The sequence below is a fragment of the Aeromonas sp. genome (assembly GCF_051657805.1).
In the GTDB taxonomy this organism is placed as follows: Bacteria; Pseudomonadota; Gammaproteobacteria; order Enterobacterales; family Aeromonadaceae; genus Aeromonas.
Window position 1 is genome coordinate 295629 of the sequence record NZ_JBOFLJ010000024.1, and the last position, 18913, is coordinate 314541.

An 18913-nucleotide genomic window follows, 5' to 3' on the forward strand; every position below is an offset into this window, starting at 1 on the left:
AAGCAGCATACGCCCATAAAAAAGCCCCGCGAATGCGGGGCTTTTCACAACCATCATCACGCCAGCCTTGACCGGCCGCGGCATCAGGCCAGGGTGCGTTTCGCCTGGCTCATCTCGGCCAGCTGCTGCTCGGTCAGGGTCGAGACCAGTTTGCCGTCGAGATAGAGATCCACCTGATCGCCGCGCTTTTCACCGCGCATCATGCTGCTGCGGCCATCCAAATAGTGAATTTCCATCTGGGCGGTACGCTCGTCAGGATAGGTGACCTCCACCTCCCGCACTCCCTGGGGCAACATGGCGAGCGGCACCTTGTTGAGGGCCGGATCCAGGTGCTGGTTCACCTTGATCACCGCATCCGCCTTCTGATCCACCAGGGCCGGCGACTTGCCGGTAATGGGGTTCTTGCCGGACCAGAACTCGATGGTGTTGAACACGAACAGATCCGCGGTCGCCGCCAGACCATAGACGGGGGAGAGCAGCACGAAGACCCCGGCGCGGCCATAGCGGTTATCCACCACGCTCAGGTTGCCCTTGGTCACCATGGCGGAGAGGCCCATGGACCCCATGCAACCACTCAATCCAAGGCTCGCCACCATACCCAGCAACAGGGCCGCGGCCCTGCCTTTCTGTCCAACTGCCATCACTTGACTCCAGCTCAATGAATAATGAGCCGGCAGACTAATCAAGGGGAGAGGGCTGAACAATTCACAAGGGGGAGTCGGTACAGGCGGTATTCAGTTTGGCTGACTGACCGCTCACACTTTTGGCGATCGTGCCAGAACCCGTCGCGGGGGCCGCCCCCCGCGCGGGTCCGATCAGATGGAGAGGTTGGAGACCGTCTCAGACACCCGGTTCGCCTCCTGGCGGATCTCCACCATGACGGCGTCGACCCGGGCTATCTGCTCCCTGCCGAGCTCGGCGCTCCCCGCCACCCCGGCCATGTCGCCGGTCACCTGGGCGGTCAGCTCCCGGTTCTTCTGCACCACCTTGGCTATCTCGCCTGTCGAGAGTGAGGTGCGGGCCGCCAGCTGGCGCACCTCGTCCGCCACCACGGCGAAGCCGCGACCCTGATCCCCCGCCCGCGCCGCCTCAATGGCCGCGTTGAGGGCCAGCAGATTGGTCTGATCGGCGATGGCGCTGATGGTGGAGACGATGGCTTCTATGTGCCTCGACTGCTCGTTGAGCTGGCCGATGAGGTCGATGGCCTGCTCCACCTGGGTCGCGATGAGGGAGGAGGTCTCCACCGCGGCGCGCAGCAAGCCCGCCCCCTGCTCTGCGCTGCTCAGGGTCTCCTGGGCCGTGCTGTGGGCGAGCCTTGCCGCATCCCGGGTGGCATTGTTCTGGTGGATCCGCGCCGTGATGTCGCTGGCAAACTTGACCACCCTGACCACCCTGACCACCCTGCCGCTCCCGTCCCGGATGGGGTTGTAGGTCGCCTCCAGCCAGATCGCCTCGCCCTGGCTGTTGTAGCGCATGAAAAGGCCGGATTTGAACTGGCCGCGGGCCAGCTCCTCCCAGAAGTGGGGCTGCTCGCGCAGGAAGGCCTCGTCGCAGAAGATCCTGTGATGCTTGCCCTGCAGCTGGCTCGCGCTGTAACCCATGCAGGCGAGGAAGTTCGCATTGGCGCTCAGGATGTCACCGTTCGGGGTGAACTCTATCATCGCCTGAGACTTGTCCAGCGCCTGGGCCAGCGCCTCCTGACGTTGCAACTGCTGCTCCCGGGCCGTGGTGTCGCTGGCAATCAGCATCACCCGCACCATTTTGCCCTGCTGCCTCACCGGCAAGTAGCTCGCCGCCAGCCAGAGCGTCTCGCCGCCCTGGTTGACGCGCTCGAACAGACCGGACTCCACCTGCCCCTGGCGAAGCCTGTCCCAGAACTGCTGATAAGCGGGAGACTGGGCCCAGTCCCTTGGGCAGAGCAGGCGGTGATCCTGCCCCACCAGCTCACCGGCCCCATACCCCACCAGGCTGGCAAAGGCCGGATTGGCCTCCAGGATCTCCCCTTGTAGAGAGAAGATGACGGTGGCGACCCCCTGTCTGATGGCCTCCACCACCCCCTGTCGCTCATCGAGCTCGTTCTGGCAAGCCTGCAGCTGCGCCTTCAGTTTGTTATTGAACATGGATGATCTACCTCTGAACCCGTATGAATGGAGCCATGTCGCCCCTTGTTCCTATCACGCCTGCACAGCCACTGAGCACCCTCAAGGCAGCCTGTTATCGACAGAGCCGAACCCGAAGGGAACACGCCTGTTGAGGTCCGATGAGCAGACATCAACTTGCCCCAGATACCTCTCATTTACCGGGGGCGCGCAGTGTATAGAAAAGCAGCAAGGGTGCCAAGGGCAGACAGTACGTCAAACACACAGTTTCGGATCATCGGTGTCAGCGGTTTAGCCCGGCGGGCGCCATTCCAGATTGGCCGCCTTACCCAGAAGGCCTATCCGCTCAATGTCGGCGGCATCAGTCGGCGGGGCACCACTCCAGATAGGCGGGGTTGGCCACAAAGCCCATGCGCTCATACAGGGGGCGCCCCTCCTCGCTGGCATGGAGCCACAGCTTGCCGAGTTGCAGCTCCCTGGCGCAGTTGGCCATGGCATCGAGCAGGGCGCTCGCCATGCCCAGATTTCGCCAATCCGGGCGGGTATACATGTTGAGCAGATAGGCCTCCCGCCCGCTCAGATTGCCGGGATAGGGCGGGCGCACGAAGAATGCCAGGGTCCCGCAGGCCACTGGCTGCCCGTCCACCTCCACCAGCCAGGAGCGACCACTGCCCTCTTGCATCGACTGCGTGAAATAGGCCTGGGTCGCCTGCCAGAGGGCAGGATCCGCCTCGGGGGTGGCAAGCTCCCCCAACTCGCAAAACAGCTGCAAACGCAGCGCCACCAGGGCGGGGATATCGGCCAGCCCGGCCTCTCGTACTCTCATCTCGCGCTCCCTGAACCCATGAAAATCCTCCTCTTTGGTCCGCCGTCACCGGGGATGAAAAAGGGGCCAAAGGCCCCTTCGTTGCTCATGCAGGCTAACCCTGCCGGCGCCCCCTTTCAAGGCGCCAGCGGTCCAGCGCCAGGGGTCCGCCCCCCCACACCACCAGGGTCAGCAGCATCCAGCCCCACAGCTGGTGATCGTAAAAGCCCCCCGCCCACAGGGTGGGGTAGGAGACGACCGCCATGATGTTGAAGCCAAACAGCAAGAGGGCGACCGGACGGGTAAAGAGGCCGGCCACCAGCAAGAGCGGCAACAGCAGCTCGGTGGCCGTGCCCACATAGGCCGCCCACTGCCAGGGCAGCAGGGGTACCCGGTACTCGAACTCGAACAGATAGAGGGTGGAGTCCCAGGCGCTCAGCTTGAGCCAGCCGGAGCGCAGGAAGACAAAGGCGACCCAGAGCCGGGCGAGCAGCAGCACGGCGCCAGCGAGGCTGGGTTGAAGTCGCTCGGACCAGGGGCACGAGGATGCGGTGTGTTCAGTCATAGGCAAGCTCCAGATCGACCAGCAGATCGAGGGTAACCAGGGTGGGCAGGTGTTTGGCCAAGACGGGATCCTGACCAAGCAAGGTGGCCAGCGGCTGCCCCTGGCGACAGCCTTGCAGCAGTTGCCAGGCGGGCAGGCCGAGGGAGACGGGTTCGACCCTGTGATCCGGCCGCTTCTTGAGCGCCAGCCAGCAAGGGGCGTCCAGATCGCCGGCCTCGGGGCCGCCGTGCAGGGCCATCCTCCAGAGCGCCAGCACCGGATAGGGGCTCTCGAACGGCAATATGTCGCCCGCCACTTGCAGCACCAACTGCTCCCAGCGCACCGGGGGGACGGCTGCCAGACGCTCCGTCGGCCAGACACGGGGATCCGCTGGCAGCAGGGCGGCGCGCTCCAGCGTCCACTCGAAGCGGGCCAGCTCCCCCAGCCAGGGCAGTGTCGCCGTAGTGGGCAGGGCCGCCAGCCAATCACCAAAGCCCTCGCCATAGTGCATGACAGAGCCTTCTCTCAGCGGCTCGGCCAGCACGAAGCCGCGGGCCGCGGCGGCGAAGAACGCTCCCCCCACCATGGCCTCGACGGCGGGATAGGTGCTGGCCAACACCTCGCTCAGGCCCAGCACGAAGTTGTTGCGATAGACCTGCAAGAGGGCTTCGGCAGGCAGGGTCGAGGGGGCGATCAGCCCCAGGGCCGCATCGTCGTCGCCGAGCAACCCCGCGGCAAACCCCTGCTGTACACGCCGCAACGGCGCCAGATCGACAGGGTGCGATGGGCAGAACAAGGGGGCCAGCTCAGGCATGAAAGACCTCCCCGGCCACGGGGGGCATGGATTGGGCGGCGCTGATGATGTCGCTCGCCAGCTGCGCCTCCCCCAGGAGTACCGGCAGCGGCGGTATATCCAGATCCCATTCGATCAGGGTGGGGATGGCTCGCCGGGCGCAGCTCTGGCGATAAAGCTCCCACACAGGTTCGGCCACCGGGGCGCTGTGGGTATCGATGTAGAGGTGCCCCTCGGGCAGGGATTTGTCGGTGTAACCGGCGAGGTGAATTTCCCCCACCCGGTCAAGGTCTATGGCCGAGAGATAGTCGGCGCAGTCGAAGCCGTGGTTGAAGGCACTGACATGAAGGTTGTTGAGATCGAGCAAGATGCCGCAACCGCTACGCCGGACGAGTTCGGCCAGAAACGCCCATTCGCTCATCTCGCCGGGCAGTTGCAGATAGGAGGAGGGATTCTCGATGAGCAGCTGACACCCCAGGGTCTGCTGCACCTCCTCTATCTTGTCGCTCATCCGGGCCAGCGCCGCCTGGGTGTAGGGCACCGGCAGCAGATCGTTGAAGTAACGCCCGCCGATGCTGCCCCAGCTCAGGTGCTCGGAGACCCGCACCGGCCGGATATCCCGCACCAGGGCTCCGAGCTGACGCAGATGGACAGGATCCAGGGGATCGGCGGAGCCGAGCGACATGCCCACCCCGTGCAGGCTGATGGGGTAGTGACCGGCAAGCTCGGCCAGTACCTCGAAGCCCAGGCCGTGGCGCTCGAAGTAGTTCTCGCTGTGCACCTCCAGCCAGCCCACGGCTGGGCGGGTCTGGCGAAGGTCGTCATAGTGAGGGGGGCGTAATCCGATACCGATCAAAGGGTTCATGGCGAGGCTCGCAGTCATCGAGGGAAAACCATGATGTGGCCCAGTCGCCACATCATGGTGTGTCGCTTACTTGGGTTGCAGGGAACCACCCGCCAGCTTCTCGCACAACCCCTTGGGCACCACCACGAAGGCATCCCCCTGGGCATCCATCTTGGCGGTGCCGGCGCAGGAGGCCGTCTTGGTGGCGCAGTCGTTCTTGCCCGCCTTCACCACCCCGTAGCACTTCTCTTTCTCCTCGGCGGCCATGGCCGGGGCGGCGACCATCTGGGCCCCCAGGGCAAGCAGACCGGTCATGGCGCAGGTGAGGACTGTGCTTTTTTTCACGTTCATTGGGATCTTCCTTATTGTTGAGCCGAATGGCTGATATCTGCGGTGTGAATGTGTTGCCGGGCTTGCGCGCCGGCTACCCCCTATAGAACCGGTGCCGGGCAGAAAAGATTTCATCAAAAGGCGATATTGGGAGAAATAGATGAAGAAAATTCAGGTAACAAGCTGTTTTATATATGAAAAATAAATGCAGATAAAAAGACGGGAGCCTGCCCCTCTGCCCGGCAGCGGCGACCACGGTACGGGAATAGATGCCCTACCCCGTCAAACCGCATCAAACACGGCCTGCAGTCAAAAACCTATCACACGTGCTGCCGCCACCTCCCAGGCCGTGAGAGTCACTGATGGGTCTCGATAAAAAGAGAAAGGGGCCAGAGGCCCCTTCCACCAGCCATGCCCGGTACTCAGGCCGTCTTGACGCATTTCTGGATAAAGTTGTTCTTGGCCATATCTGCCACAAAATCTCTTGCTGCTTGCCCGTCTGCCGCTATGCGATGACACACAAGGCAGGGATCGCTTGTGTCCTTGACAAGACGTCAGGCTACCAGGGGCTGGAGTATCCGGGTGCGAACGTGTGTAATAGCCGTTTGTGTTTGGCGACGACCCGGAACCCCATGCAACTCAAACCCCTTCTCAAGGGGCGCTTTCAGCCCCACTGGCAAGCCGGCCACGATCTCATCGAACAGGTGGTCGGCTCCTGCATCACGGAGCGGCGCCTGCTCCCCGAGGGGGAGCCCCTGATGCGCCAGGGCGAACCGCTGCGGGATCTGGTGCTGGTCAAGAGCGGCCGCATCGCCATGGGCCACACCGCCATGAATGGCCGCCGCTTTCAGCTCGGCACCCTGGAGTGCGACCACCAGCTGTTTGGCGAGATGGAGTTCTTCACCGGCTATCGCTGCCAGCTCGATATCATCGCCGAGGAGCCGCTGGAAGTGGCCCGCATCGATGGCGAACAGCTGGAGCAGGCGCTGGTCGCCCACCCCAGGGTGGCGCTCTTCTTTGCCACCGCCATTGCCATCGACTATCAGGACACGGTGGATATCTTCACCTGCCGCATGCTCTACCCCATCAGCTACAACATCGCCCTCGACCTCTATCACAGCCACTGTCACCACAACCCGGTGAGCGGCTTTCGCAAGGGGTATCAGGAGGCGGAGCGCTTTGGCACCACGGATCGGGTCTACCGGCGGGCGGTGAAAGAGCTGATGGATAAGGGACTCGTGGAGCGCGGCGAAGAGGGGTTGCAGATCCGCGATCTGGCGGGGCTCCAGGCCTTTCTGGAGCAGCCATAAGTCGCGGACATCAGTTGCCAGTTAAAGACAAAAAAGCGGGGCGGTTTATACCGCCCCTCTTGCTGTTCATTCTCCCGCTCAGGCGAGACAAGGCTGCGGCCGGGCCATGCGCAGCGACGCTACCAGCATGGCGAGGATCACGCCATAGATGAGCGGAATGGCGTACATCACCGCCTGCAGGCCGATCACCTGCTCCAGCAGGGCACTGATGGCCGGGCTGAACATGGCCCCCGCGCTGCCGCTGATAAGGATATAGGAGACGTTCTTGCTCGATGCCTGCCGCACAAACGACACCCCGTAGGCGATAAAAGCGTTGTAGAGGGCCGCGCAGACAAAGCCGTAACCATAGGTGAGGTAAGGCAGCTGGCTCAGGCTGTCGGTGGTGACGATGAGCGTCGTCATCCCCATCGCCAGGGTGATGATCACCAAGAGGAAGGTGCGGATCGCAATGCGGGTCACGATGGCGGTGGAGACCAGCGCACCGAGCAGGGCCGCCGTCCAGTACTGGGTGATGATGTTGCCCGCCTCCTCGAAGGGGATGCCGAACTTGTTCTTCACGAACATGGGCGCCCAGGTGAGGAAGGTGTAGAGCGCCAGCATGCCGAGAAAGAGCCCGACCCCGCCGCTGATGATGCCGAGGTTCCACTCCGAGTGCTCGTTGCCGGCGCTCTCGCCGCCTGCCTCGCAGCTGCGAAAGTTGGTCAGCACCGCCACCAGCATGGTCGCCAGCGCCACCACGCCCACCGCCAGATAGCTCCAGCTCCACGCCATGGCGTGAGTCAGGGTGTAGGTGGTGATGAGTGGAAAGACCACCCCGGCCACGTTGAAGGTGGCATCCTGCACCACCAGCATGGTGCTCTGCATCCGCGCCTGCCAGACGCTCACCACCAGCGTCCCCGCGATGCAGAGCCCCACCCCGCCGCACAGGCCAATCACCGTCATGGCCGCCATCACCACATAGAGCGAGCCGGTCAGATGAAGCGCGGCCGCCGCCAGCGCGATCAGGCCGTAGCAGAGCAGCGTCATCCGCTTGAGGCCCACCTTCTCGATGAGGAAGAAGGCGGCAATGGTGCCCGCCAGCGCCCCGCCGTTGAGCAGGGAGAAGATGGAGGCCACCTGATTGACGTCAGCGCCGAACTTGGCGGCGATGGGGTCGATCAGCATGCCGAACTGGGTCGCAAAACCGGCCATCACGAAGTTGGCCAGGAAGCTGATGGCAGTGAGGGAGAGCTTATTGTTCATATTGGATCTCTCATAAGGGTCAGGGTGCGTGCAGGGTTGGGCGGGCTGCGGCGCTTACAGCGCGGTGTGCAGCGCCAGCTCGATCATCTGGTTGAAGGAGAGTTGCCGCTCCTCGGCAGTGGTCTCTTCACCGGTCAGGCAGTGGTCGGAGACGGTCAGGATGGCGAGCGCCTCGATCCCCTGCTGATGGGCCAGCCCGTAGAGACCGGCCACCTCCATGTCGATGCCGAGCACGCCGAACTTCTCCAGCGCCGGAATGAGGTTTTCGTCCGGATCGTAATAGAGATCGCCGGTGAAGATATTGCCCACCTTGACCGGAATCGCCTTCTCCTGCGCCTTGGTAAATGCCTTGTACAGCAGGGCGAAGTCGGCCGAGGTGGCCATCTGGTAGCCGGCGCTGCGCTTGGCGTTGGTCGGGGAGTCGGTGCCCGCCGCCTGCGCCAGAATGACGTCACGCATCTGCACGTGGCGCTGGGTCGCCCCCAGACTGCCGATGCGGATGATCCGCTTGACCCCGAAGTCGTTCACCAGCTCGTGGGCGTAGAGCACCATGGAGGGGATCCCCATGCCGTGGCCCATCACCGAAATGCGCTGGCCGTTGTAATAGCCGGTGTAGCCCAGCATGTTGCGCACATTGGTCACCTCGCGCGCATCGGTCAGAAAGGTCTCGGCGATATAGCGGGCCCGCAGCGGGTCCCCCGGCATGATGACGGTCTCGGCGAAATCGCCCGGGTTGGCATTGATATGAGCGGTCATTGTTGTTGTGCTCCAGTTTGACTCGTGTGGATGAGGGCATCCTAGCCCCCGCCCCCTCGCCCCTTGCAGGACAAAAGTCCTGTTGCCCCGATCGAGATCCCAGTTCCGGCAACTTCTCCGGGGCAGCCCCGCTTGCCACCCTGCGCCGCTGCTTATCTGCCTCCACACAACCCAACCCTGCCCCTGCGGCAAACGCCCCGTCACCCATTCAGCAATAACGCCCCTGCGCCCAAAAAGCGCGGGGGGCCTTGATGGCCCCCCGCAAACACACCGGACAAGAAAACCCCTTACTTGGCGGCGCTATCCTTCACACACTTCTGGACAAAGCTGTTCTTGGCCGCGCCAGCCAGCTTCTTGTCGGCCGCAGCCTTCTCGCACTTGGCCGCCGGATCCATCGCCGCGCCCGTCTTCACGCACTTCTGGATAAAGCTGTTTTTGGCCGCGCCGGCCAGCTTCTTGTCGGCCGCCGCCTTCTCGCACTCGCCGGTCGCAGCGCCAGCAGCATCTTTCACGCACTTGCCGACAAAGCTGGTCTTGGCGGCGCCCGCCAGTTTTTTGGCCACAGCCTGCGCCTCGCACTGCAACTGGGCAGCGTCGTTGGCAAAGACCGGATTGGCCAGCAGCACGCTGCCGCAGAGCAGGCCGAACAGGATGGCAATACGCTTCATATGACGTTCCTTATTGTGATGTGTTGGCATGGTGACCTGTTTGCATGGTGATCTGATTGCAAGTAACTGTTATGACAACAGCTGATTGTTGCCGCAGATCCTCCGCCTCGCCAGCAAGGGCCACGGAGCACAGGGCACCATAGCCCGCACTATAGCGCCGATTGGCTGAGCGGGATTCTCCCCGGCCAGCCCTTCTTCAACAGCAAGCCATCCCCCTCTACTCCGCGACGCTCGCCGCCCCCAATAAAATCAAGGGCCATGGGAATCCTGTACCCAGCCACTGCGATTTATTGAGCTGGCGCATAAAACGCAGATATTCCTGATAGTTACGTCACTTTTTGTCTGGTGAGAGCAGATTCAATTGGCTTAACATAGCCATCCGTTGCCTATTGCTGCGATGGGCCTCAGCCCTCGCTGGTCAATGGAGCATATTGGAAGCTTTAATCCACGGGCGGTAGCGTGGCTTTGCACTGTGATTGATGAAGTTAGCCCAACACGCATGCCCTCGGTCAGTTGGTGGTCATTCGGTGCAACCGAACAGACTGGATATTTCCGCCCGATACCGGAAAGGAGAACCATGCGCTATCGCCGAGCAACAACCAGTGGGGCATGTTGGTTCTTCACCGTCAACCTGGCTGACCGAAAACAGGATCTGCTGGTACGTCACATCGACCTGCTGCGCGAAGTGATCCGCTACGTCAAACAGCAACACCCCTTCGAAATTATTGCCATGGTAGTGATGCCGGATCATCTCCATGCCATCTGGCAACTACCGCCCGATGACAGTGACTATCCCATGCGCTGGTCTCTGATCAAGGCTGGCTTTTCACGAAGGCTCGCCAAAACAGAGCGGATACAGGAGAGCCGACTCAGAAAACGGGAACGCGGTATCTGGCAACGCCGTTATTGGGAATATCTGATCCGGGATGACAAGGATCTGCAAGCCCATGTCGATTACATCCACTTCAATCCGGTCAAACATGGTTATTGTGCCAAGCCGGTCGATTGGCCTTACTCCTCCATTCATCGCCATATCACCGCAGGATGGATAGGGCCAGATTGGGCCATTGATAGTAACTCGGGTCGGGAATAATCGGCTTGGGATTTGTTGTAGGTTGGCGCTGAGCACAGCGAAGCCCAACAAATGAGAGATATGATGTCTAAAATACGATAGGAATCGTGACAATAGAAAATAAGAAACCGAATTTAGCTTTCTCGGTAAACGTTGGGCTTCACTTCGTTCAGCACCAACCTACAGTATTTAGCCCAATATACAGGATAAGGTAATAGAACGGAGGTTCTATGAATAAAGAAAATTATCACTGGAGTAATACATATAAAAAAGCCAGCCTCTACATATTGTCTCTATCACTACTTTTTTTATTTTTTATAATCATTACAATTGATATTCCAGTTTGTTTTGGAGAACAATGCGAATTCATTGGAACTTATAATTTAATTGAAAGAAATACAACATCAATAATCTTCATTGGCATTTTTATATATAGTGTTTGCTGTTATTTAAAATTCAAAAGTGACGTTAGACAAACACCTGAAATCCCTTTTAAAATAACAAAAATTGAAAGCATAAACTATGAACACCTGACTTTTTTGGCAACATACGTAATACCATTGATAACCTTTGATCTTGAAAAAACAAAATATATTTTCGTTCTTGTAATACTACTAATTGTCATGGGCGTAATATATATAAAAACAGATCTTTTTTATGCAAATCCATCATTGGCTTTACTGGGGTTTCATATTTACAAAGTTAGTGGTGAATTTAAAGGCAATCAAACTAGAGATGACATTATTGTTATTACCCGCCAAAAGCTAAAAAATAATGACCTTGTAAGGTACATAAAATTAGATGACAGAATTTACTATTCAGATTATAAGGTTTGATGATGACAAAAGCCATTGAAAGAAAACAGCTATTAAATGCTGAGCTACAATATTTCATTGAAAATAAAGATAAAATATCAGTTGTTGTATATGCACTAGTAAAGGGAGATGATACTCCGAAGAAAATGGATATTAATCCTGAAGCACAAGGTGGATTAATTTCACTATTTCTTACCAAATTACAGTCGACAGTGATCGATAACGAAGATTTAAGCATTTTAAACCTATCCTCATCAGATAGCAGATCAAAGGTTATTTACTACTATGATCTTGATATACCTGATGAACTCAATGCTATGAACAAAGTAGTTGAGACTGATGACCATGAGTTTTTTAAAGTAGATGAGGATGGCATTGATAATATCAAAGTACTACTGATAGAGATTGGGGATCACAATAAACAGATAGTTTTATATAAAACTATGGCTCCAGTAAACATTTTTTCGAAAAAGCATTTCTTTTTGAAACAATCTCATTCGAAATTTGAAAAAATAAATGATGACTTTTTTAGGATTAGTGATAACTTTCAGCTAATACGAACAGAAAAAGGTATTTTTATTTTTGAATTGGATGTCATTGAAAAGAGTTTTGGCTTTCATGACGTCATAAAAAAAGAAGCCGCATTAGGCATAGCTGCAATTAGAAACAAAGACATTTTATCCAACATCAGTGAGTTGGAGAATTTGGTAAGTGACGTAAAATATGCAAGAAAGTTAACAAGGGTCGCGAAATCATCTCCAGTGCTTTCCTCAAATATTAGCAATGATAAAATCATTGCATTTTGCCAAGCATATCCAGCATTAAAAAACAGAATCCGCTTTAACCCTGAAAAAACAAAAATAATGCTCGATACCAAAGTATCCAAAGATCTATTTATAAAGATATTAATGGATGATTTTTTAACTTCGCAATTAACTGACTTTTACTATGAAAGTGTCGCGAAGGATGAAGTTGAAACTCACTAACAATGCACGACCGTGTTTTATACCCTTGGCTATAAAAATTCCCCGTTACCGGGGGATTTTTATTTCTATCGGTTAGCTCGCGGCCAAGACTCAAGCCAGCAGAAAGGCTCTTAACCGGGCAAACTCCGCAGTCAAATTAACGGAGAGCAGCGGTAGCTTGGCCAGCGGCACATCCAGACCCTGAATCTTGTCCACCGACTCCTTAAATTTGTGTAGAGGCTCATACGTTTGTCAGTATCTGTTTCTCCCCCTTCAACCAATACTCCCTCTCAATCCCTACCCCCGCCACAAAGTCGGGATCGTGGGAGATCAACAGCAAGGTGCCCGGGTAGTAGGACAGCACTATCAGCAGATTCTGCAACTTATAGGTCTGCATCCAGCAAGGTGGTGCCATAGGAGTTATCTATGGTACAGCGCCACTGCCCATCTGCCTCCTTGCGAAACACATAGGTGGCGCGGCGGGTTTCGTCGATCCGGCCGCCTTTACCATCCGGGTAATTCAGCTTGGTCTCCATAATTACCAGCGCATTGTCGGCCCCTTCGATCACCTCCATGGCGCCCTGAGTCACCTCAAGCTGCCCGTCAAAGTAATCCGAGATGGCCCCGAAGGCGCGGCGGATGGCGGGAATGCCGCGCACCACCATGCCGGGTTTGACCACCAAAGCGGCGTCCTCGGCGTAGAAGGCCATCAGGGCGTCGAAGTTGCGCCGGGAGATGGCGGCGTCGCAGGTCTCGATAAGCGCGCGTAGTGGATGCTGGCTCATGCAGTGCTCCTTAATCCAAAGCGATAATCCAATGCGGATTTCCCCGCCTGAGGCTGAAAACAAACATCCCCCGAGGCCGGGGATGTTTGATAAGTGCTTAACCGAGCAGGAAGGCTCGTAGCGGGGCGAACTCCGCCGGCAGGTTGTGGGACAAGAGCGGCAGGGCGGCATGCTTGGCAAGCGGGCCCGGCAGCGGCACATCCAGCCCCAGGATCTCGTCCACCGACTCCTTGAACTTGGCGGGATGGGCGGTGCAGAGGAACACCCCCACCTCATCTTCACCGAGTTGCTCGTTCAGCAGATCCCAGGCGATGGCGCCATGGGGTTCGCACAGGTAATCCAGCTCATGCAGGCGTTTCAGCGCATCACGGGTTTCGGCATCACTGCGCATGCCAGAGCCCAGGGTCTCCAGCGCCCAGCCGTTGCGACGGCACAGCTCTTCTACCCTAGGCCAGTTGTTGGGGCGGCTCACATCCATGGCGTTGGACAGGGTCGCGACCGTCTGGTGCGGCTCCCACTGGCCGGTCTTGAGGTAGCGCGGCACGGTATCGTTGGCGTTGGTGGCGGCGATAAAGCGCTTCACCGGCAGCCCCAGCGCCTTGGCGATGAGGCCCGCAGTCAGGTTGCCGAAGTTGCCGGACGGCACGCTGATGACCGCCTTGGCGCGATCCGCCTTGGGCAACTGGGCCAGCGCCTCGAAGTAGTAACAGACCTGGGCCAACAAGCGGCTGATGTTGATGGAGTTGGCGGAGTTCAGGCCGATGGCCTTTTTCAGCTCTTCGTCGTCGAAAGCATCTTTCACCAGCGCCTGACAGGCATCGAAGTCGCCGTCGATGGCGATGGTGCGGATATTGCCGCCCAGGGTGCAGAACAGCGCCTCCTGCAATGGGCTGATCTTGCCCTTGGGATAGAGGATGACCACCTCTATCCCCTCCAGCCCGTAGAAGGCGTGGGCCACGGCGGCGCCTGTGTCGCCCGAGGTGGCGGTGAGGATAGTAATTTTGTCGTTGGTTCTGAAGGTCGCCAAGCACTGGGCCATAAAGCGGCCACCGAAGTCCTTGAACGCCAGGGTCGGGCCGTGGAACAGCTCCAGGGCATAGGTGCCATCTTTCAGCTTCACCAGGGGCGCCGGGAAGGTGAAGGCGGCATCGATCAGATCGCTCACCTTGGCCGCAGGCACCTCGTCCCCCAACAGGTGGCTGATGATGCGAGCGGAACGCTCGGCCAGCGGCAGCGCTAGCAGGGCGTCCACGTCGGCCAGCGGCTCGAGTCTTTCGGGGAAGAAGAGCCCCTGTTCGCGACCCAGCCCCTGGCGCACCGCTTGGGCGAAGCTGACCTGTTCACTCTTGTCCTTGATATTGTAAAGATTCATAGCTCGCTTCCTGTTACCCGTGCCCCGGCCATGTCCAATTTACAGACCCGGGCAAATCCATCTTCGTTCTGCACGAAATGTGCGTCCATCCAATCCTTCATGCGCTCGGCCTGGGCCAGATCCTTCATCACCACGAAGACGCTGGGACCGGAGCCCGAGATGCCGGTGGCCAATGCCCCGTTCTGGGCCGCCTGGGCCCGCACCTCGTTGAAACCTTCGATCAGGGCCGCGCGATAGGGCTCGGCAATAACGTCCTTGAGCACACTCGCCGCCAACCCTTCCTGCTGGCTGTAGCTGGCGTGCACAAACGCCGCCAGTCGACGACCGTAGGTGAGGCAATCCTGGCGGCGATACTGGGCAGGCAGTATGGCGCGGGCGGCGGCGGTGGAGACCACTGTGCCCGGGTAGCAGACCACCCAGTACCACTGCTCGAACACAGGAATGCCCTGGCTGATGACGCCCGCCTCTTCCACGATCAGCTGCATGCCGCCGAGATAGCAGGGGGCCACGTTGTCGTAGTGCACGGAGCCGGAGATGCGCCCCTCCATCTCCCCCATTAGCAGCAGAAGGTCGTGTTCATTGAGGGGGGCGCCGTGAAAGGCGTTGAGGCCTTCGAGTGCCGCCACCACGCTGCAGGCGCTGGAACCCAGGCCCGAGCCCACCGGCAGGTTCTTCTCCAGCACCATTTCGAGCGGCTTGAGACCAAGGCCGCGCTTCTCCAACGCCTCGCCATAGGCGAGCCAGCAGTCATGGAGGATGTTCTTCTTGGGATCATCCGGCAGCTTGTGGGCATAGCGGCCCACGGAAGAGAGGGCGAAGGGTACACCCGCGGCCTTGACCTGAACGCGATCCCCCAAGAGGGAGCCATCCACGGGGGCGAGGGCCGCCCCCAACACATCGAAACCCACGCTCAGGTTGGCGCTGGAGGCCGGGGCATAGGCCACTACACTGCCGTACATGTCTGAACTCATGCTTATAGCTCCTGCTTCCAGTTCTGGGTGCGCAGCACGTCGGCGAAGACGCCGGCGGCAGTCACCTCGGTACCGGCGCCATAGCCGCGCAGCACCAGGGGGATGGGCTGGTAATAGGTGGAGAAGAAGGCGAGCGCGTTCTCCCCGTCTTTGACCTTGAACAGCGGCTCATCGGCGCCGACTGCCTTGATGGCGACCTTGCACTTGCCTCCCTCAATCGACCCCACGTAGCGCAGCACCTTGCCCTCGCTCTGGGCCAGTGCGAACTGGTCGCGGAACCAGCCGTCGGCTTGTGGCAGGCGAGCCATAAAGGCCTCAACATCGCCGCTCACATCAAAGCCCGGCGGCAATGCCTGCTCCACTTCCACATCGGACAGCTCCAGCGCCATGCCGGCCTCGCGCGCCAGGATCAGCAGCTTGCGCGCCACGTCCATGCCGTTCAGATCGTCGCGGGGATCCGGCTCGGTGAAGCCGTTGCCACGGGCAATGCCGGTGGCCTCGGAGAAGGCCATGCCCTCGTCCAGCTTGCCGAATATGAAGGACAGCGACCCGGACAGGACGCCGTCGAAGGCGCGCAGCTTGTCACCGGCCTTGATGAGGTTCTGCAGGTTCTCGATGACCGGCAGGCCGGCGCCGACGTTGGTCTCGTACAGGAACTTGCGACGGGTCTGGCGGGCGGTGCGGCGCAGCGCCTTGTAGTAATCCAGCGACCCTGTGTTCGCCTTCTTGTTCGGGGTGACCACGTGGAAACCGGCGGCCAGGAAGTCCGCATACTGGACGGCGACCGCCTCGCTGGAGGTGCAATCGACGATCACCGGGTTGATGAGGTGGCTCTCTTCCACCGCCTTCTTCACCGCCTCCAGGCTGAAGCTATCGCGGGCCTCCACCAGCTGTTCACGCCAGTTGGCGAGATTGAGCCCATCCTTGTTGACCGCCATCTGGCGGCTGTTGGCGATGCCCACCACCCGCAGGCCGGTGCCCTGCTCGGCCAGCACGGGTTGCTGGCGAGCGATCTGATCCACCAGGGCTGCGCCGACACCGCCGACACCGACAACGAAGAGGTCGATGAACTGCTGGCTGCCGAAGAAGTTCTGATGGCAGGCCTTGATGGCTTCAGCGACCTTGCGATCCCGCACCACGGCGGAGATGGAGCGCTCGCTCGACCCTTGGGCGATGGCGACGATGTTGATGGAGGCCTGCGCCAATGAGGTGAAGAAGCGGGCCGCCATCCCTTTGCTGGTGCGCATGCCGTCGCCGATGAGGGAGATGATGGCGAGATCGGTCATGATCTCGAGCGGATCCAGCAGCTGGTTCTTGAACTCCAGCTCGAATTCGCGCTCCAGCACCTTGCGGGTCTTGTCGCTGTCATAGCTGTGGATACAGAAGCTAACGCTGTACTCGGAGGATGACTGGGTGATGAGGACTATGCTGACCCCGGCGCGGGAGACGGCAGAGAAGATGCGGCCCGCCATGCCCACCATGCCCTTCATGCCGGGGCCGGAGACGTTGAACATGCACATGCCGGAGAGATCCGAGATGGCCTTCACTTTCAGATCGTCATCCCCCTGCTCGACACCGATAAGCGTCCCCGGCCCTTGCGGGTTGAAGCTGTTCTTGATGAGGCAGGGAATATGGAACTGGGCCACCGGGGCGATGGTCTTGGGGTGCAGCACCTTGGCGCCGAAGTAGGAGAGTTCCATCGCCTCCTTGTAGGAGAGGGTTTTGAGCAGGTAGGCATCCGGCACCAGGCGCGGATCGCAGTTGTAGCAACCCTCCACGTCGGTCCAGATCTCGCAACACTCCGCATCGACGCAGGCGGCCAAGACGGCTGCTGAATAATCGGAGCCGTTACGGCCGAGCAGCACGGTCTCGCCCTTGTCGCTGCCGCCGGTGAAGCCCGGCATCAGGTAGAGACAATCGCTGCGCAAGCCTTTGGCGGCGAAGCGCAGGCGGGAGGCCTCGATGTCGACGTGGGCTTCCAGATAGCCGCCGTCGGTGACCAGCAACTGCTCCGGTACGATGAGATCCAGCTCGAGGCCGCGCACCCGCAGCAGCTCGTGCATGAAGGCGATGGAGAGGTTCTCGCCGCGGCTCAGGATGCGGGCCTGCACGTTGTCCGGGCAGAGCCCCAGCAGCCGGATACCCTGCATCAGCCGCTCCACCTGATCCAGCTCAGCTGTCAGACGCGCCAGCAGCGCCTTGTCATCCAGCGCCGGATAGGCGGCTTTCAGCCCCGCCAGCAGGCGGGAGAAGATACCGTTGATCTCGAACAATGTGCTGCTGGCATCCATGCCGCGGCTGGTCTGCTCCACCAGGGCTACCAGGTGGTTGGTCACCTTGGCCGGGGCCGACAGCACCAGGGCTACTTGAGACTGACCGTGGGTGTTCACCGCGATATCGGCTACCCGTAAGAAACGCTCTGCATCGGCCAGTGAAGACCCGCCAAACTTCAACACTCTCATCGCTTTCTCTCCCTCTGATCCTTAAAAATCTGCCCGACTATGGTTCTGAAAATCATCCAACAAAAAGGCCCGTACTGGGTGGGTACGGGCCTTTTCTGATTTCTGTGCTTGTTCGTCAGCGCATCAACCGGCCCCAGTGCCACCTGTGGTGGTACCGGTAATAATGGTGGTGGTGATGACGTTGATGAATGACTGCATGACGAACACTCTTGAACGAAGCTGGCTTTTAGCAATACCGCGCCGGGTGATGGGCTGTCAACCTAAACCGCTTTACTCCTTGCGTTCAAATCGGCGAACTAGGTCTTTACAGAGCAGATGCAGCATATTCAGATCCCGCTGCGGCAGCATGGGTACTCGGTCCATCACCCATTGATGCAGTTTTTCATCCTGTGAAACTCCGAGTTCGCCGAGAATTTCTGCTGTTTTGGTTTTCAGCACCCGAACCTGCCCGGCGTTATCAAAATTTTCTGCTACGGCTTCGGGTTCATCCAGCAGCGGACTCATCTCGTAGGCATACAGCATGATCGCCTGACCCAGGTTCAGAGAGGGGTAGCTCACCTTGAGGGGCAGATAGCTGATGAGATCCACCTGGGCCAGTTGCTCGTTGGAGAGGCCGGACTCCTCACAGCCGAACACGATGGCGACCCTGTTCAATGAGGGCTTGGCACGGATCTGATCCCGGATCTCGGCCGGGGTTAGGTAGTGCTGATAGCGGCCACGCTGACGGGCCGTGGTGGCGACTACCAGATCCATGTCCGCCAGCGCCTCCTCCAGGGTGTCGAAGGCCTGGGCCTCGGTCAAAATCTCCTGCGCACCGTGGGCGACCCAGCTCGCCTCTTCTTCCTCGTGCACCCGACTCGCCACCAGTCGCATGGCATCGAAGCCCATGGTCTTCATGGCGCGGGCGGCGGCCCCCACGTTCGCGGCGCGGGCCGGAGCCACCAGTACAAAATAGAGTTTCATCGGGTTTTCTCCTGGAGGGGCCGCGGTCGAGAAGGGCGGTGGACCATCGGCAAAACAGGGGCGCAATCTACCGTTTATCCTCAAAAAATGCCACTTGAACGGATGTTTGAATGTTGC

General features: G+C 59.2%; 20 protein-coding genes and 1 pseudogene. 4 read left to right on the forward strand and 17 right to left on the reverse strand.

Annotated elements, in window-relative coordinates; translation table 11 throughout:
- Window positions 1–83 precede the first annotated feature (83 nt).
- From ACRCYW_RS10415 to ACRCYW_RS10450, 8 genes and pseudogenes are all read right to left on the reverse strand, one after another.
- Window positions 84–641 (reverse strand): DUF3332 domain-containing protein, encoded by a 558-nt coding sequence (locus tag ACRCYW_RS10415; protein WP_438550039.1) that lies wholly within the window; start codon window positions 639–641, stop codon window positions 84–86.
- 174 nt (window positions 642–815) lie between these two features.
- Window positions 816–1244, reverse strand: coding sequence for a methyl-accepting chemotaxis protein (locus ACRCYW_RS10420; protein ID WP_438550488.1), 429 nt, complete (start codon window positions 1242–1244; stop codon window positions 816–818).
- 105 nt (window positions 1245–1349) lie between these two features.
- Window positions 1350–2120, reverse strand: a pseudogene (locus ACRCYW_RS10425) (PAS domain-containing protein); the annotation flags it as partial.
- A gap of 340 nt (window positions 2121–2460) precedes the next feature.
- Window positions 2461–2925 (reverse strand): GNAT family N-acetyltransferase, encoded by a 465-nt coding sequence (locus ACRCYW_RS10430; protein WP_438550040.1) that lies wholly within the window; start codon window positions 2923–2925, stop codon window positions 2461–2463.
- Between the two features lie 94 nt (window positions 2926–3019).
- Window positions 3020–3469, reverse strand: coding sequence for a DoxX family protein (locus ACRCYW_RS10435; RefSeq protein WP_438550041.1), 450 nt, complete (start codon window positions 3467–3469; stop codon window positions 3020–3022).
- Window positions 3462–4217: an HvfC/BufC family peptide modification chaperone gene (locus tag ACRCYW_RS10440; protein ID WP_438550489.1), complete on the reverse strand. Its 756-nt coding sequence runs from the start codon at window positions 4215–4217 to the stop codon at window positions 3462–3464. Before ACRCYW_RS10440 ends, ACRCYW_RS10435 begins: the two co-directional genes overlap by 8 nt.
- 37 nt (window positions 4218–4254) lie before the next feature.
- Window positions 4255–5106: an MNIO family bufferin maturase gene (gene bufB / locus ACRCYW_RS10445; RefSeq protein WP_438550042.1), complete on the reverse strand. Its 852-nt coding sequence runs from the start codon at window positions 5104–5106 to the stop codon at window positions 4255–4257.
- A gap of 66 nt (window positions 5107–5172) precedes the next feature.
- On the reverse strand, window positions 5173–5436 hold the full coding sequence (locus ACRCYW_RS10450) for a BufA1 family periplasmic bufferin-type metallophore (protein WP_438550043.1): 264 nt from the start codon (window positions 5434–5436) through the stop codon (window positions 5173–5175).
- A 611-nt stretch (window positions 5437–6047) separates the two neighbouring features.
- On the opposite strand from ACRCYW_RS10450, the gene ACRCYW_RS10455 reads away from it, so the two are divergent.
- Window positions 6048–6725 (forward strand): Crp/Fnr family transcriptional regulator, encoded by a 678-nt coding sequence (locus ACRCYW_RS10455; RefSeq protein ID WP_438550044.1) that lies wholly within the window; start codon window positions 6048–6050, stop codon window positions 6723–6725.
- A 78-nt stretch (window positions 6726–6803) separates the two neighbouring features.
- Here the strand turns inward: ACRCYW_RS10455 and tsgA are convergent, their stop codons facing one another.
- From tsgA to ACRCYW_RS10470, 3 genes are all read right to left on the reverse strand, one after another.
- The gene (gene tsgA, locus ACRCYW_RS10460; RefSeq protein WP_438550045.1) at window positions 6804–7967 is read right to left on the reverse strand and encodes an MFS transporter TsgA; all 1164 of its coding nucleotides are present in this window, start codon (window positions 7965–7967) and stop codon (window positions 6804–6806) included.
- Between the two features lie 54 nt (window positions 7968–8021).
- A complete protein-coding gene (deoD, locus tag ACRCYW_RS10465) occupies window positions 8022–8723 on the reverse strand; it encodes a purine-nucleoside phosphorylase (RefSeq protein WP_438550046.1) in 702 nt (233 codons plus the stop codon).
- Window positions 8724–9010: 287 nt separating this feature from the next.
- On the reverse strand, window positions 9011–9391 hold the full coding sequence (locus ACRCYW_RS10470) for a hypothetical protein (protein WP_438550047.1): 381 nt from the start codon (window positions 9389–9391) through the stop codon (window positions 9011–9013).
- A gap of 577 nt (window positions 9392–9968) precedes the next feature.
- Between ACRCYW_RS10470 and ACRCYW_RS10475 the strand changes: the two genes are divergently transcribed.
- From ACRCYW_RS10475 to kwaB, 3 genes are all read left to right on the forward strand, one after another.
- Window positions 9969–10484 (forward strand): REP-associated tyrosine transposase, encoded by a 516-nt coding sequence (locus ACRCYW_RS10475; RefSeq protein ID WP_438550048.1) that lies wholly within the window; start codon window positions 9969–9971, stop codon window positions 10482–10484.
- 209 nt (window positions 10485–10693) lie between these two features.
- The gene (kwaA, locus tag ACRCYW_RS10480) at window positions 10694–11299 is read left to right on the forward strand and encodes an anti-phage protein KwaA (protein WP_438550049.1); all 606 of its coding nucleotides are present in this window, start codon (window positions 10694–10696) and stop codon (window positions 11297–11299) included.
- Between the two features lie 2 nt (window positions 11300–11301).
- The gene (gene kwaB / locus ACRCYW_RS10485) at window positions 11302–12264 is read left to right on the forward strand and encodes an anti-phage protein KwaB (RefSeq protein WP_438550050.1); all 963 of its coding nucleotides are present in this window, start codon (window positions 11302–11304) and stop codon (window positions 12262–12264) included.
- Window positions 12265–12354: 90 nt separating this feature from the next.
- Here the strand turns inward: kwaB and ACRCYW_RS10490 are convergent, their stop codons facing one another.
- The 6 genes from ACRCYW_RS10490 to ACRCYW_RS10515 form a co-directional block, all read right to left on the reverse strand.
- Window positions 12355–12459 carry a threonine synthase gene (locus ACRCYW_RS10490; RefSeq protein WP_438550051.1) on the reverse strand — a complete coding sequence of 35 codons (105 nt, stop codon included), beginning with the start codon at window positions 12457–12459 and terminating at the stop codon, window positions 12355–12357.
- Window positions 12460–12626: 167 nt separating this feature from the next.
- Window positions 12627–13028 carry a YybH family protein gene (locus tag ACRCYW_RS10495; RefSeq protein ID WP_438550052.1) on the reverse strand — a complete coding sequence of 134 codons (402 nt, stop codon included), beginning with the start codon at window positions 13026–13028 and terminating at the stop codon, window positions 12627–12629.
- Between the two features lie 97 nt (window positions 13029–13125).
- A complete protein-coding gene (thrC, locus tag ACRCYW_RS10500) occupies window positions 13126–14400 on the reverse strand; it encodes a threonine synthase (protein ID WP_438550053.1) in 1275 nt (424 codons plus the stop codon).
- Window positions 14397–15371, reverse strand: a complete 975-nt coding sequence (gene thrB / locus ACRCYW_RS10505; RefSeq protein ID WP_438550054.1) for a homoserine kinase — start codon at window positions 15369–15371, stop codon at window positions 14397–14399. Before thrB ends, thrC begins: the two co-directional genes overlap by 4 nt.
- 2 nt (window positions 15372–15373) lie before the next feature.
- Entirely contained in the window at window positions 15374–17833 is a 2460-nt protein-coding gene (gene thrA, locus ACRCYW_RS10510; protein ID WP_438550055.1) for a bifunctional aspartate kinase/homoserine dehydrogenase I, read from the reverse strand.
- 270 nt (window positions 17834–18103) lie between these two features.
- Window positions 18104–18796: a tRNA/rRNA methyltransferase gene (locus ACRCYW_RS10515; RefSeq protein WP_438550056.1), complete on the reverse strand. Its 693-nt coding sequence runs from the start codon at window positions 18794–18796 to the stop codon at window positions 18104–18106.
- Window positions 18797–18913 lie beyond the last annotated feature (117 nt).